This window comes from Amycolatopsis pigmentata (assembly GCF_042684065.1).
Lineage (GTDB): Bacteria > Actinomycetota > Actinomycetes > Mycobacteriales > Pseudonocardiaceae > Amycolatopsis_E > Amycolatopsis_E pigmentata.
Window position 1 is genome coordinate 275,859 of sequence record NZ_JBHUKR010000009.1, and the last position, 14,249, is coordinate 290,107.

General features: G+C 69.3%; 13 protein-coding genes. 7 read left to right on the forward strand and 6 right to left on the reverse strand.

The genetic code is table 11. The features are described from left to right. Positions 1-8: 8 nt before the first annotated feature. Positions 9-512, forward strand: coding sequence for an ArsR/SmtB family transcription factor (locus tag ACFSXZ_RS20755; protein WP_378266765.1), 504 nt, complete (start codon positions 9-11; stop codon positions 510-512). A gap of 42 nt (positions 513-554) precedes the next feature. After that, entirely contained in the window at positions 555-1,973 is a 1,419-nt protein-coding gene (gene hflX / locus ACFSXZ_RS20760; protein ID WP_378266766.1) for a GTPase HflX, read from the forward strand. An 80-nt stretch (positions 1,974-2,053) separates the two neighbouring features. Here the strand turns inward: hflX and lexA are convergent, their stop codons facing one another. Continuing rightward, positions 2,054-2,779, reverse strand: a complete 726-nt coding sequence (gene lexA, locus ACFSXZ_RS20765; RefSeq protein WP_378266767.1) for a transcriptional repressor LexA — start codon at positions 2,777-2,779, stop codon at positions 2,054-2,056. Positions 2,780-3,045: 266 nt separating this feature from the next. On the opposite strand from lexA, the gene ACFSXZ_RS20770 reads away from it, so the two are divergent. From ACFSXZ_RS20770 to ACFSXZ_RS20785, 4 genes are all read left to right on the forward strand, one after another. Then, positions 3,046-3,510 (forward strand): LysM peptidoglycan-binding domain-containing protein, encoded by a 465-nt coding sequence (locus ACFSXZ_RS20770; protein ID WP_378266768.1) that lies wholly within the window; start codon positions 3,046-3,048, stop codon positions 3,508-3,510. A gap of 273 nt (positions 3,511-3,783) precedes the next feature. Further along, positions 3,784-4,278 (forward strand): transcriptional regulator NrdR, encoded by a 495-nt coding sequence (gene nrdR, locus ACFSXZ_RS20775; protein WP_378266769.1) that lies wholly within the window; start codon positions 3,784-3,786, stop codon positions 4,276-4,278. A 27-nt stretch (positions 4,279-4,305) separates the two neighbouring features. Beyond that, entirely contained in the window at positions 4,306-7,095 is a 2,790-nt protein-coding gene (locus ACFSXZ_RS20780) for a vitamin B12-dependent ribonucleotide reductase (RefSeq protein WP_378266770.1), read from the forward strand. Positions 7,096-7,378: 283 nt separating this feature from the next. Then, positions 7,379-8,143 carry an SDR family oxidoreductase gene (locus tag ACFSXZ_RS20785; protein ID WP_378266771.1) on the forward strand — a complete coding sequence of 255 codons (765 nt, stop codon included), beginning with the start codon at positions 7,379-7,381 and terminating at the stop codon, positions 8,141-8,143. On the opposite strand, the gene ACFSXZ_RS20790 is transcribed toward ACFSXZ_RS20785, so the two are convergent. After that, positions 8,106-10,142, reverse strand: coding sequence for a prolyl oligopeptidase family serine peptidase (locus tag ACFSXZ_RS20790; RefSeq protein WP_378266772.1), 2,037 nt, complete (start codon positions 10,140-10,142; stop codon positions 8,106-8,108). The two genes, ACFSXZ_RS20785 and ACFSXZ_RS20790, sit on opposite strands and share 38 nt — an antisense overlap. Positions 10,143-10,160: 18 nt before the next feature. Beyond that, complete coding sequence (locus ACFSXZ_RS20795) at positions 10,161-10,733, reverse strand: TIGR03086 family metal-binding protein (RefSeq protein ID WP_378266773.1); 573 nt, start codon at positions 10,731-10,733, stop codon at positions 10,161-10,163. A gap of 215 nt (positions 10,734-10,948) precedes the next feature. Here ACFSXZ_RS20795 and ACFSXZ_RS20800 point away from each other — a divergent pair, with 215 nt between their 5' ends. After that, positions 10,949-11,377, forward strand: coding sequence for a CBS domain-containing protein (locus ACFSXZ_RS20800; RefSeq protein WP_378266774.1), 429 nt, complete (start codon positions 10,949-10,951; stop codon positions 11,375-11,377). Between the two features lies 1 nt (position 11,378). Here ACFSXZ_RS20800 and ACFSXZ_RS20805 read toward each other — a convergent pair whose 3' ends face one another. The 3 genes from ACFSXZ_RS20805 to ACFSXZ_RS20815 are packed head-to-tail and all read right to left on the reverse strand — an operon-like array spanning position 11,379 to position 14,244. Further along, on the reverse strand, positions 11,379-12,422 hold the full coding sequence (locus tag ACFSXZ_RS20805) for a DUF2293 domain-containing protein (protein ID WP_378266775.1): 1,044 nt from the start codon (positions 12,420-12,422) through the stop codon (positions 11,379-11,381). 38 nt (positions 12,423-12,460) lie between these two features. After that, complete coding sequence (locus ACFSXZ_RS20810; protein ID WP_378266776.1) at positions 12,461-13,162, reverse strand: response regulator; 702 nt, start codon at positions 13,160-13,162, stop codon at positions 12,461-12,463. Continuing rightward, a complete protein-coding gene (locus tag ACFSXZ_RS20815) occupies positions 13,132-14,244 on the reverse strand; it encodes a sensor histidine kinase (RefSeq protein WP_378266777.1) in 1,113 nt (370 codons plus the stop codon). Before ACFSXZ_RS20815 ends, ACFSXZ_RS20810 begins: the two co-directional genes overlap by 31 nt. Positions 14,245-14,249: the final 5 nt, after the last annotated feature.

Sequence of the window (14,249 nt, forward strand, 5' to 3'; positions counted from 1 at the left end):
CTGAGCGTGTGGAACGACGGAACGCGACCGAGGCGGAGGCGAGCGCGCTCGCCTCCGGAATAAGGCTGCGCATCATCCGGTTGACCGGAAGCGAGGCGCTGACCAACAAGGAACTGGCCGGCCGCCTCGGGCGCGATCCGGCGACGACCCTGCACCACGTGCGCAAACTAGTGGAGACCGGGTTCCTGGAGCCGCAGCCGCCGCGCCGGGGAAGGCGCGGAGCGAAGGAGATCCCGTACCTGTCCACGGGCCTGTCCTGGAGGTTGCTGTACCAGGGAGCGCCGCGCTACCGGGAGGTCGCGCAGGCCGCCTTGGAGGCCTACCTGGGCGAGATTTCCGAGATCGACGTCGGCGAGCTCCGGCAGCGAAGGCTGGTGGTCAGCCTCGGCGAGGAGGCCCGCGAGGAGTTCGAGCAACGCGTGGGAGAACTTCTCGACGACTTCGCGGCCAGGCCCGCCAAACCCGACGGTGACAGTGTCGCGATCTACGTCGCCACCTACCCCAGCCGTTAATTTGCTCGCTCAAGCCCCGAATCGTGGGACCATGGAAGGACGATGACAGAACTCAGCTATTCCGACGCGGTCGACGACCCGTCCACCGGTGAACTGGAACTCTCCGAGCGCGCGTCACTGCGCCGTGTCGCCGGGCTCTCCACCGAACTGTCGGACGTCACCGAAGTCGAGTACCGGCAGCTTCGTCTGGAGCGGGTGGTCCTGGTCGGTGTGTGGACCGACGGCACCGCCGCGCAGTCCGAAGCGTCTCTGGCCGAGCTGGCCCGTCTGGCGGAGACCGCGGGTTCGCAGGTCCTCGAGGGTCTCGTGCAGCGTCGCGGCAAGCCCGACCCGGCCACCTACATCGGGTCCGGCAAGGTCCGCGAGCTGTTCGACATCGTGGTGGCGACCGGCGCCGATACGGTGATCTGCGACGGCGAGCTCTCCGCCGGCCAGCTCCGCCAGCTGGAGGCGAGGCTCAAGGTCAAGGTGGTCGACCGGACCGCGTTGATCCTCGACATCTTCGCTCAGCACGCCCGTTCCAAGGAGGGCAAGGCGCAGGTCGAACTGGCCCAGCTGCAGTACCTCATTCCGCGGTTGCGCGGCTGGGGTGAGTCGCTGTCACGGCAGGCCGGTGGCCGGGCCGGCGGCGCGGGCGGCGGTGTGGGCCTGCGTGGTCCCGGTGAGACCAAGCTGGAGACCGACCGCAGGCGCATCAACAAGCGGGTGGCCAAGCTGCGGCGCCAGATCACCGCGATGGACACCATCAGGACCACCAAGCGGGGCCGTCGTGTCGCCAACGAGGTGCCGAGCGTCGCGATCGTCGGCTACACCAACGCCGGCAAGTCGAGCCTGCTCAACGCCATCACCGGGGCGGGCGTGCTCGTCGAGAACGCCCTGTTCGCCACGCTGGATCCGACCACCCGGCGCTCCGCCACCCCCGACGGCCGGGCCTACACGCTGACCGACACCGTCGGGTTCGTCCGTCACTTGCCGCACCAACTGGTCGACGCGTTCCGGTCCACCCTCGACGAGGCGGCCGGTGCGGACCTGCTGCTGCACGTCGTCGACGCGGCCGATGCGGCGCCGGAGGAGCAGGTCGCGGCGGTGCACGAGGTGCTCGCCGAGATCGCGCAGCGGCATGCGGGCGGGCTTCCGCCGGAGCTGATCGTGATCAACAAGGCGGATGCGGCCGACAAGTTGTCCCTGGTGCGGTTACGGCACCTTCTGCCGGACGCGGTCGTGGTCTCGGCCCGGACCGGTGAAGGCATGGCCGAACTGGCCGAGGCGATCGCCGACCGGCTGCCGCGGCCGGACGTCACCGTGGACGCGCTCGTGCCCTACACGCGCGGTGAACTCGTGGCACGGGTGCACTCCGACGGCGAGGTCCTCACCGAGGAGCATCTGCCCGAGGGCACCAGGCTGCACGCGCGGGTGCGACCCGACCTCGCGGCCGCCCTGGCGGACTACCGCGGGGCGTAGCCGGGCGGTAGTGAGCGGACGGGCGCCGCGCCGGCTGACGCCATGGCGCGGCCGGCCCGCTCCACTCACGACCCACGCCGTCACAGCCTCCGCAGCACGGCGACCACCTTCCCGAGGATCGTCGCGTCGTCACCGGGGATGGGCTCGTAGGCCTGGTTGTGGGGAAGCAGCCAGACGTGCCCGCTCTTGCGCTTGAACGTCTTGACCGTCGCTTCGCCCTCGATCATCGCCGCCACGATCTCGCCGTTGTTGGCGGTGGGCTGCTGCCGCACGACCACCCAGTCGCCGTCGGTGATCGCCGCTTCGACCATCGAGTCGCCGGTCACCTTGAGCATGAACACGTCCCCTTCGCCGACGATGTCCTTCGGCAGGGGGAACACGTCCTCGACGGACTGCTCCGCGAGCACCGGGCCGCCCGCGGCGATCCGCCCGACCACCGGCACGTAGGCCGGCTGGGGCATGTCGGCCTCCGTGCGGCCGATGCGGGCCGCCTTCTCCGCGGCCGCGGTGAGCACGCCGACCGCGCGGGGCCGGTTCGCGTCGCGGCGCAGATAGCCCTTGCGCTGCAACGTGCGGAGCTGATGGGACACCGACGAGGTGGAGGTCAGCCCCACCGCCTCGCCGATCTCGCGCACGCTGGGCGGGTAGCCGAACCGGTCCACCCAGGCCCTGATCACCTCGAGCACCTGCTGCTGCCGCGGGCTGAGCCCTTCCTCGACATCCTCGGGGTCGGGAAGCGGGTGGACATCGCCGAACCTGCCACCGGGGCGGCGGGGGATCTCGGCGGTCTCTTCTGTCTCGGTCACGGTCGTTCCTCCTGGCTTCCTGTCTGGCTCGGTCGTCTTGTGTGGACACTCCGTGGCGGGGACCGGTGTGTCTCGTCTTCCACTGGTCACCCACAGTAGTCCACCGGGGCCAGAACATCAAACAACTGTTCGAGCGACACGCCGGGTGGGTCTCGATTTTGTCGGACCCTGGTGGTACACATTCGCTCTGGGGTTCGATAGAACGGCTGTTCGACCTGGCGCCCGCCGGGCCGCGGCCGCCGGCGAGACCGCGAGGAGGTCGTGCGATGTCGGTTCTGGTGGACGAAGACCAGGTCACGGGCCAGATCGGGAGCCGGGCGAGGATGCCGGTACGGGCCCGTAGGCGGGCGGGTGAGCCGCGCCGGCCCCCGGGCCGGGCCCGGCTCGTGGCGGGTCGCCGGCCCCTGCCGAGGCCCGGCTGCGCGCCGCGACGGGTGGCTCCACGCTGGCCGTGGCTGGCGGCTCTGGCGGTCACGATGGCTCTGATAATCACCGGTTTGGGTGTTTTTTCGGCGGCGATGACGCCTTCCGTCCCGGATCGGACGGCGACCGTGTTCGTGGCCCGCGGGCAGAGCCTGGGCGAGCTGGCGCGTGAGTACGCTCCGGACAGCGACCCGGCGGCGGTCGTGGCCCGCATCCGTCAGTTGAACCGGCTCGACGGGGACGTGCTCGTCCCCGGTATGCCACTGACCGTGCCGGTCTCCTCCGGCGCTCCCGCGTCACGGCCGTGACGCTCGTCGCTCCGGCCGCGACACGCCGCTTCAGCGGCCCCCCGATCCTTGCGTGCCGACGCGTGGCGATCTAGGGTTCACCGCTATATCTAGTAGTTACACGGCTGTAGTTGGTCCACTGGTTGGGGAGTAGACTCGAAGGCGAGTTATCCACAGCCAGTCGGCGCTCATCCACCGGGTGTCCACAGATCGATCCTCAGGTGCCGTTTGTGTGGCGGTGCGTGGCGGCCAGGTGTCGGCGAGAAGGCCGGCGGAGAGGGAAGGTGTTCGGCTATGCGGTGTCCGTTCTGCCGGCACGCCGACTCCCGGGTCGTCGACTCGCGAGAGGTGGACGAGGGCCAGGCGATCCGCCGCCGGAGGTCGTGTTCGGCCTGCGGGCGCCGGTTCACCACCTCGGAGACCATGGTCCTGGCCGTGGTCAAGCGGTCCGGGGTCACCGAGCAGTTCAGCAGGGACAAGGTGGTCCTCGGCGTGCGCAGGGCATGCCAGGGCAGACCGGTCGACGACGACGCGCTTCAGCAGCTGGCCCAGCGGGTGGAGGAGTCGATCCGCTCGACCGGCGTCGCGGAGATCCCGAGTCACGAGGTCGGCCTCGCCATCCTCGGTCCGCTCCGCGAGCTCGACGAGGTCGCCTACCTGCGGTTCGCCAGTGTCTACCGGTCGTTCTCATCGGTCGAGGACTTCGAGAAGGAGATCGCGGACCTTCGTAAAGCCGTGGCGGAATCGGCAGCGCCGCAAGACGGCGGCAGGAGTGCGGGCGGCGAGTGACCTCGCCACATGGCGGAGAGGGAGAGCATGACGGAGACCGTGACGACAGGCGGTAAGGGTGCCCGGAAGGGCAAGCGGGGACTTGCCGTATCCCGCGTGTTCACCACCGAGGGGGTGCACCCCTACGACGAGGTGGACTGGGAAAAGCGCGATGTCGTCATGACCAACTGGCGCGACGGTTCGGTCAACTTCGAGCAGCGCGGCGTCGAGTTCCCCGACTTCTGGTCGGTCAACGCGACGAACATCGTGGCCAGCAAGTACTTCCGCGGAGCGGTGGGCAGCCCGCAGCGCGAGCACAGCCTCAAGCAGCTCATCGACCGCGTCGTGAAGACCTATGTCAAGGCGGGCACCGACAACGGCTACTTCGCCGGGGCGGCCGACGCCGAGGTCTTCGAGCACGAGCTCACCTGGATGCTGCTGCACCAGGTGTTCAGCTTCAACTCGCCGGTCTGGTTCAACGTCGGCACCGCGTCCAAACAGCAGGTTTCGGCGTGTTTCATCCTGGCCGTCGACGACAACATGGACTCGATCCTCAACTGGTACAAGGAAGAAGGCCTGATCTTCAAGGGCGGCTCCGGTGCCGGGCTGAACCTGTCCAGGATCCGGTCGTCCAGGGAACTGCTGTCCTCGGGCGGCACCGCGTCGGGCCCGGTGTCCTTCATGCGCGGGGCCGACGCTTCGGCCGGCACGATCAAGTCCGGTGGCGCGACCCGGCGCGCGGCGAAGATGGTGGTGCTCGATGTCGACCACCCGGACATCGAGGAGTTCATCCAGACCAAGGCGCGCGAGGAAAAGAAGATCAGGGTCCTGCGGGACGCCGGCTTCGACATGGATCTCTCCGGTGCCGACATCAGCTCGGTGCAGTACCAGAACGCGAACAACTCGGTGCGGGTCTCCGACGAGTTCATGCGCGCGGTCGAGGCGGGCGAGGACTTCGGGCTGCGCGCGCGGCTGACCGGAGAGGTACTGGAACGCACCGACGCCAAGCGGTTGTTCCACGCCATGGCACAGGCGGCGTGGGAGTGCGCCGACCCCGGCCTGCAGTACGACGACACGATCAACGACTGGCACACCTGCCCCGAGTCGGGCCGGATCACCGCGTCCAACCCGTGCTCGGAGTACATGCACCTGGACAACTCCAGCTGCAACCTGGCTTCGCTGAACCTGCTGAAGTTCCTCCGCGACGACGGCACCTTCGACGCGCGGGTGTTCGTCAATGCCGTGGAGCTGATCATCACGGCGATGGACATCTCGATCTGCTTCGCCGACTTCCCGACCGAAGCGATCGCCGACACCACGCGGAAGTTCCGCCAGCTCGGCATCGGGTACGCGAACCTGGGCGCGCTGCTGATGGCGACCGGTCACGCCTACGACTCCGACGGCGGCCGCGCGCTCGCGGCGGCGATCACCTCGCTGATGACGGCCACGTCCTACCGCCGCTCCGCGGAGCTGGCCGGTGTCGTCGGCGCTTACGAGGGCTACGCGCGCAACGCCGAGGCGCACCAGCGCGTGATGCGCAAGCACTCCGCGGCCAACGACGAGATCCGCACCCAGCACGCCAATGACGTCGCGGTCCGGGAACTGGCGACGAAGGAATGGCGCCGCGGCATCGAGGTGGGCGAGAAGAACGGCTGGCGCAACGCGCAGGCCAGCGTGCTCGCGCCGACCGGCACCATCGGCTTCATGATGGACTGCGACACCACCGGCATCGAACCGGACTTCTCGCTGGTGAAGTTCAAGAAGCTGGTCGGCGGCGGGTCCATGCAGATCGTCAACCAGACCGTGCCGCGCGCGCTGACGGCGCTCGGGTACCTCAACGAGCAGGTCGAGGCGATCGTCGACTACATCGCCCAGCACGGCCACGTGGTCGACGCGCCGGGACTCCGGCCGGAGCACTACGGGGTCTTCGACTGCGCGGTGGGCGAGCGGTCCATCGCACCGATGGGCCATGTCCGGATGATGGCCGCGGTGCAGCCGTTCATCTCCGGGGCGATCTCGAAGACGGTGAACATGCCGGAGTCGGCCACGGTCGGCGAGGTCGAGGAGATCTACTTCCAGGGCTGGAAACTCGGGCTCAAGGCGCTGGCGATCTACCGCGACAACTGCAAGGTCGGACAGCCGTTGTCGACGGCGAAGAAGACCGCCGAGCCCGAGAAGATCGTGGAGTACCGGCCGGTCCGCAAGCGGCTGCCGAAGAAGCGCCCGAGCCAGACTCTGTCGTTCACGGTCGGCGGCGCGGAAGGTTACCTGCACGCGGGGTCGTATCCGGACGACGGGCTCGGCGAGATCTTCGTCAAGCTGGGTAAGCAGGGCTCGACCCTGGCCGGTGTGATGGACGCCTTCTCCATGTCGATCTCGGTGGGCCTGCAGTACGGTATTCCGCTCGAGTTCTACGTGTCGAAGTTCTCCAACCTGCGGTTCGAGCCAGCCGGGATGACCGACGACCCGGACATCCGGATCGCCACCAGCGTGCTGGACTACCTCTTCCGGAGGCTCGCGCTGGACTACCTGCCCTACGACAAGCGCGCCCAGCTCGGCATCTTCACCGCGAGCGAGCGCGCCGCTCAGGTCGAAGCCGGGTACGGCGCGCCGTCGGAGAACGTCGACCTGGAAGCGCTGCGCAGCACGGTCGATTCGGGCATGGACAGGCAGGCCGAGGACAAGCCGCGGGCGGCGCACAGCACCGCGGAGTTGATGGACCTGCATCTCGGCAAGGCGGCCGACGCGCCGCTGTGCATGACCTGCGGAACGAAGATGCGCCCCGCGGGCTCGTGCTACGCGTGCGAGGGCTGCGGCGCCACGTCCGGCTGTAGCTGAGAGTGAGCGCCTTCGACAGCTGAAACAGCTGGTCAGAGCCGGGGTGACGGTAGTCGCCCCGGCTCTGCGGGTGTCTGGCGGCAAATCCTGCCGGTCGTCGACGGGCTACTCGCCGCCACGGCGCTGGTGCGTGGGTGGACTCTGGTCACCCGTAACACGGCGGACGTCGCTTCGACCGGCGTCCGCGTCTTGAATCCCTTCGCGACGGTCACCCGACCCGCGAACGTGGCGCGGCCGGGCGACCCGGTGTCACACTTCTGGCCCCGGGCTCGTCCAAGAGGACATGACGGAATCCATTCTGGTGACCGGGGCCACCGGCACGCTGGGCCGTGTCGTCGCGGAACGACTGCTCGCCGGGGGGCACCGGGTAAATGTGCTCAGTCGCCGGTCCGCTCCGTCCGGCACGCCCTACCGTTGGCACACCGGCGATCTTCACACCGGCGCGGGGGTGGACGCCGCCGTGGCCGGTGTGAACGCGATCGTCCACTGCGCCACGACGATGCGCCGGGGCGGGGACGAGGCGGCGACGCGGCGGCTTGTCGACGCCGTGCGACGGAGCGGGTCGCCGCGACTGGTGTACATCTCGATCGTCGGCATCGACCGGGTACCTTTCCGCTACTACCGGGCCAAGCTCGCGGCCGAACGTCTCATCGAGGAGTCCGGTCTGCCGTGGACGATCCTGCGCACGACGCAGTTCCACGACCTGATCGTCGCGTTTTCGGCGGTGCAGCGACGGCTTCCGGTGACCTTCGCGTTGCGGCGTGTCCGGTTTCAGCCGATCGACGTGCGGGAGGTCGCCGACCGCCTCGCCACGCTGGCCGTTGACGAGCCGGCGGGCCGCGTGGCCGACATGGGCGGCCCGGAAGTTCGTGAGGAGCGCGAGTTCGCTCGCCTGTACCTCCGGGCGGTGGGGCGCCGCCGTCCCGTCGTGCCGGTCAGGCTGCCGGGCGGGCTCGGCCGGGCGTACCGGGACGGCGCGCACCTGACACCGGAGCACGCCGTCGGCACGATCACGTTCGAGGAGTTCCTCCGGTCCCGGTATTCGTGAGCGTGGTCCACAGGAACTCGAACATCAGCGCCCATTTGAAGGCCAGTTGCTCATTGTCGGCGGCCGCTCCGTGGCCACCTTCGATGTTCTCGTGATAGCGGACGTCGTGGCCCTGCTCCAGCATTCTGGCCACCATCTTGCGCGCGTGTCCCGGGTGCACCCGGTCGTCTCGCGTCGAGGTGAGGAACAGTGCGGGCGGATATTCATGTCCACTGTGGACATTCTGGTACGGCGAGTAGCGGCCGAGGTAGGCCCATTCCGCCGGATCGTCGGGGTCGCCGTATTCGGCCATCCAGGACGCGCCCGCCAGCAGGACGTGGTAGCGGCGCATGTCCAGCAGCGGCACCTGGCTGACCACCGCGCCGAACAGCTCGGGGTAGCGGGTGAGCATGACGCCGGTGAGCAGGCCGCCGTTGCTGCCGCCCTGGATGCCGAGTTTCTCCGGTGTGGTGATTCCCCGCTCGACGAGGTCGGTGGCGACCGCGGCGAAGTCTTCGTGGACCAGGTGCCGGTTTTCCTTGATGGCCTGGGTGTGCCACTCCGGGCCGTATTCGCCGCCGCCGCGGATGTTGGCGAGGACGTAGGTGCCACCGCGGGCGAGCCAGCCTCGTCCCGTCACGGCGCTGTAGTTCGGCAGCCGCGAGATCTCGAAACCGCCGTAGCCGGTGAGCAGGGTGGGGCCGTGCGGGTCGCGCGGGCGGACGACGAAGTACGGGATCTTCGTGCCGTCCTTGGACACCGCGAAGTACTGGTCGACGGTCATGCCCTCGGCGTCGAACCGGGACGGGGCCTGCTTGAGCGCCTCCACTTCGCCACCGACATGGCCGTAGGTGAGTGTGGCGGGTTCGGTGAAGCCGTCGGTGTCGAGCAGGTACTCGTTGCTGTTGTCCGGGTCGGTGTCCACGATCTGCGCGGTGCTCATCGGCGGCACCCCCGCGAGTGGTTCCCGCTGCCAGCCGTCCGCGGCCGGTGTCAGCACGTACAGTTCGGTCCGCACGTCGGAAAGCGTGGTCAGCAGCAGGTGGTCACGGGTCCAGGTGTAGGACTCCAATGATGTCCGTGGATCCGGTTCGAACAGCACGGTCAGGTCGCGCTCGCCGCCGAGATAGGCGTCGAAGTTCGCGGCGAGGAGAGTGCCCGCGCGGTATTCCTGGCCGGCCACGATCCAGGGTGAGCGGATGCGGATGAGCAGCCAATCCCGGTGTACCGAGGTCCGCGCGTCCTCGGGCACGTCGATGCGGACGAGACGGCCGGGTGTGCGCAGGAACTTTTCCGAGCGGTAGAAGTCGATCGCCCTGCCGACGAAGTCACGCTCGTAGCCCGGGGTCGAGTCGTGGTGACCGAACACGGACACGTCGTCAGGTTTGCCCTCGTAGACCGTCGTCGCCTCCGACAGCGGCGTGCCCCGGCGCCATTCCTTGATCACGCGGGGATAGCCGGAGCTGGTGAGCGACCCTTCACCGAAGTCGGTCCCGACATAGATCCGGTCCACGTCGATCCAGCCGACCCGGCTCTTGGCTTCGGGAAGCCGGAAACCGTCGTCCACGAAGGAACGTCGTTCGAGGTCGAACTCGCGGACCACCGTCGCGTCGGCCCCGCCGCGGGACAGCTCCACCAGCCCCCGGACGTAGCCGGGCCGCAGTACGGTCGCGCCCTCCCAGACCCAGTTCTCCCCCTCGGCCGCGGAGAGCGCGTCCACGTCGAGCAGGATTTCCCACTCGGGCTCGCCGGTGCGGTAGTCGTCCAGTGTGGTGCGTCGCCACAGGCCACGCGGATGCGCCGCGTCCTGCCAGAAGTTGTAGAAGTACTCGCCGCGCCTGCGGATGTAGGGAATCCGGTCGTCGGCGTCGAGTGCTTCGCGGATCTCGTCCCGTAGCGCGGTGAAGCGCTCCCCAGCGGCCAGCTCGGTTACCGTTTCGGCGTTGCGCGCGCGAACCCAGTCGAGCGCCGTCTCACCGGTCACATCCTCGAGCCACAGGTACGGATCGTCGTCGGTCATGGCAGCCATTGTGCCAGCTCAGGACCAGTCCGGTGACCGCCCGAGCAGGGCAAGGAACCGGTCGAGCGGGGTGGCCGTGGCGCCGGTCTCCACCACGGGACCGAAGGCACCGCCCGCGCTCCGTGCCGCCGGGTCGGCCGGAATCCGTTCCGCGACGCGCAGTGCCTCCGCGACGGCTTCGGGGTCCGGGTCGTAGGACAGGCCGAGCGCCTTCGCGATGTCCCACCCGTACGCGACCGAATCGACCAGGTGCATGGCAACCGCTACCTTGCCGGGGAACGTGCCGGCGGGGCCGACGGTGACCTGCCTGCCGAACAGGCCGTCGTCCTCGAGCGCGGTGAGGTAGTCCCTGACCGACTCGGCATAGTCGGCGTAGGCGTTCTCACCGAGCGAACCGTCTCCCCAGTTCGGGGCGGAGCCCCGACGGAAAGCGACGGCGAAGGAGTGGTTCTCGCCCACCTGATGCCGCAGGAGGTCGCCGAGGTTCCAGCCCTCGCACGGCGTCCGGACGGTCAGGTCCTCCGCCCGGATCCCGGCGACGAGGCCGTCGATGGTGGCGAGAGCGCGGCGGTCGAGTTCCCGGATGTCCATGCCCGGACGCTACGGCAGGGGTGTGACGCGCGGCGCCGCTTCGTGGGTAAGCGCTTTCCGCAACGCTTTGGTGTGATCCGGCTGAATCGCTTCGAGCAGGGCTTTTGCCTGCCTGTGACGTGCTGTGACACACCGGTAGCCCGGTTCGCGGCTTTCGTCTCGCGCCCGTTGGCCCTAACCTGGTGTGAAGTGGATCACTAGCCCGGGAGGCAACGATGCGGATCGCGGACGTGCTGCGGACCAAAGGTTCCGGCGTGGTCACCGTCAGTCCCGAAACCACGGTGGCGGACCTGCTGGCCGGGCTCGCCGAACACAACATCGGTGCCATGGTCGTGACCGGGCCGGACGGGCTCGCGGGCATCGTGTCCGAACGCGACGTGGTGCGGCGGCTGCACGAGCGGGGCGCGGACCTGCTCGCCCGGCCGGTCTCGGAGATCATGACCAAGGTGGTCGCCACCTGTACCCCGGCCGATTCGGTCGACGACCTGAGCGTGCTGATGACGCGGCGGCGCGTACGGCACGTTCCGGTGCTCCAGGACGGCACGCTGGCCGGCATCGTCAGCATCGGCGATGTGGTGAAGTCCCGGATGGAGGAACTGGAGACCCATCAGGAACAGCTGCACGCCTACATTTCCCGGGGCTGACTCACCGCTGCCACCGCGCGAGCACCCGGTCGATGTCCCCGCTGATCCGCTCGCGCGCCTCGGCGCGCGGGACGCCGGACATCAGCAGGGAGTCGTAGCCGGTGTCCTCGTGCCGGATCGAGGCGACCACGGCGAGCCGCACCGCGTCAGGGCCGAGGGCCCGGCCCGCCGCTGAGCGTCCGACCCTCCCGCTGCCCCGTAGCCCGGCGTGCGCGGCGATCCGCTGGGCGCGCTCGGTGGGGCAGCCGGGGAACAGACGCAGGATCTCGGTCGTGAACGCCGCCTGGAACTCGACATCCTGCGCCGAGCGACGCACCGCGTCCCGTTCGCGCCGCCGTGCCCGCGCGTCCTCGTCGGCGAGGCACTGCTCTTCCGCCCGTTCCAGCGCGGCTTCCTCGACCAGAATCCCTTTGCGCTCATAGCGTTTGCGGCGCCTGTTGAAGCGCAGGACCAGGACCGCGAGCGTGCTTTCCTTCTTCGCCCGGCGGGACAGCGCCGCGTCGCCCGAAGGCAGGAACACCAGATGGTCGAAGTCCGCGCAGGACAGGCACAAGGATTCGTCGTCCTCCATGAACAGGAAGCCGCCGGATCCGGTTCCGCAGCCGGCGCACGTCCACTCGTTCAGCGGGTCGATGACCGCCAGATCGGGAGCCTTGTTCTGCCGTTCCTGGAGTCGTTGCCGCCGACTGTCCGGCAGCTCGGGCGAAACCCAGTGTGTGCGGAAGCGACGTTCGGCTTCTTCGTCGTCCTCGTCGGCGAAGACGAGGGGCCGCCGGTCGCGCGTTCCCGCGAGATAGACGGTTTCGCTCGGGGTGAGCCCCCGTTCCCTCGCCCAGCCGGCGAGGTACTCGCAAGCGGCGGTCACCTTCGCCGGATCCACCGGGATTTTCCGGAGCAACGGGGTGAACAGGCCCCGCCGCCAGTCGGTCACCAGGGAAGGCCCGATCCAGCGCAGCGCGACGAAAACCTCGACGGGGGCGACGTAATGCCGTTCGGCGAGCGCGGCCTCGGCGGCTGCGGTCACCCGGCGCTGGAGCTTTTGCATGGCGCGCGGCAGTTTACCGAGCCGTCCGGAAGGCGAACCTAGTGCTGGACCAGACCGGTCCGGTAGGCGAAGGCGACGGCCTGTGCCCGATCCCGCAGCCCCGCCTTCGCGAACAGGTGGTTGACGTGGGTCTTGACGGTGGCTTCGCTGACGACGAGGGAACGGGCGATTTCACTGTTGGACAGCCCGGCGGCGATCAACCGCAGTACCTCGATCTCACGGGTGGTGAGTCCCTCGAGTTCTGCGTCCCGGCCGGGAGCGCGGGATCGGGTCGCTGCCCTGACCAGACGTGCCTGTAGTGCGCTGTCTACTGTGGATAGCCCGACCGCGGCCGACCGCAGCGCCCGTGCCACCGCTTCGGCGTCGGCGTCCTTGGTGAGAAAACCCCGTGCGCCCGCTTCGAGCGCGGACAGCAGCGACTCGTCGTCGGCGTAGGTGGTCAGCACCACGACTTCGGTTTCCGGGTACTCGGCGCGCACGCGGCGGGTCGCTTCGACCCCGTCGCAGCGGGGCATGCGCAGGTCGACGAGCAGCACGTCGGGCCGATGCTCGGCGACCAGCGCGATGGCCTCGTCGCCGTCGGCGGCCGCCGCGGTGACCTCGATGCCCGGAAGCAGGCCGAGGAGCGTGACCAGGCCTTCGCGCACCACGGCCTGGTCGTCGGCGAGCACCACTCGCAGGCGTCCGGCGTCACCGGGCGCGATGTCGTTCATGCCGGAACCACCAGGTGTACCTGCCATCCATCCTCCGCCGGCCCGGTCGAAAGCCGCCCGCCGAGCAGTTCGGCCCGCTCGCGCATGCCGCGCAAACCGTAGCCCGTCGGCGCGTCCGACACCGGTCCGTCCTGGTGGTCGAGCACCGTCACTTCGAGATGCGAGGGGGCGTAGGCGAGCGTCACGTCGACGGCCGCCCCCGGAGCGTGTTTCCGCGAGTTGGTGAGCGCTTCCTGAACCGCGCGGAGCACGGTGGATCCGGTCGCCGGGGCGATCTCCCGCGGCTCGCCGCGCACGCTGAGTCCCGCGGCGGCGCGGGTGTCCAGCCGGTACTCGGCCAGCAGGTCGGTGATCGCCCGGTCGAGCGGCACCGGATCCTCTCGCAGCGCGACCACCGCCTTGCGGGCCTCGGCGAGACCGTCACTCGCCAGCCGTCGTGCGCGGTCGATCTGCGCGATCGTCTCCTCGCTCGCGCCGTCCCGCAGCAGCATCAGCCGTGCGGCCTGGAGGTTCAGCGCCAGCCCGGAGAGTGAGTGCGCCAGCACGTCGTGCAGTTCCCTGGCGATACGCGCGCGTTCGGCCAGTGCCGCGGCCACCGCGTGTTCCTCGGCCGCAGTCCGCGCCCTGGCCAGCGCCAGTTCGGTCTGTTCGATGCGGGCCTGGCGGTCCCGCCGGAGCAGTCCCAGCAGCGTCACCGCCGCGACCACGGCGAGGGTCAGCAAGGCATCGATCAGATGCCCGGCGTGCAGGTACTGGATCGCGACCGCGGCCACCGCGACCACCACGACCGACGCCGCCTGCCGGAACGGCAGGAAACGCGCGCCGTAGAACACCGTCGTGTAGACGACGATGGACATCAGCGTCCTCGGCAGGTCGATCCACAACGCGGCGCTCGTGGCGGCCAGCGTGACCAGTCCGGCGGGCAGCAACCAGGCGGGTCGTGACGGAATCCAGAGCAGCGGAACCGAGGCGATCAAGGCCGTTGCCGCCACGGCCCAGAACCACCCCGTCAGGAGGGGCACCGTGCCGGCCAGCGGGAGCAACACGAAGGTCCAGCGCAGTGCGTTGAGCGCGAAGCCTGCCCAGTCCCGCCGTTGCTCGAAGGTCATGCCGA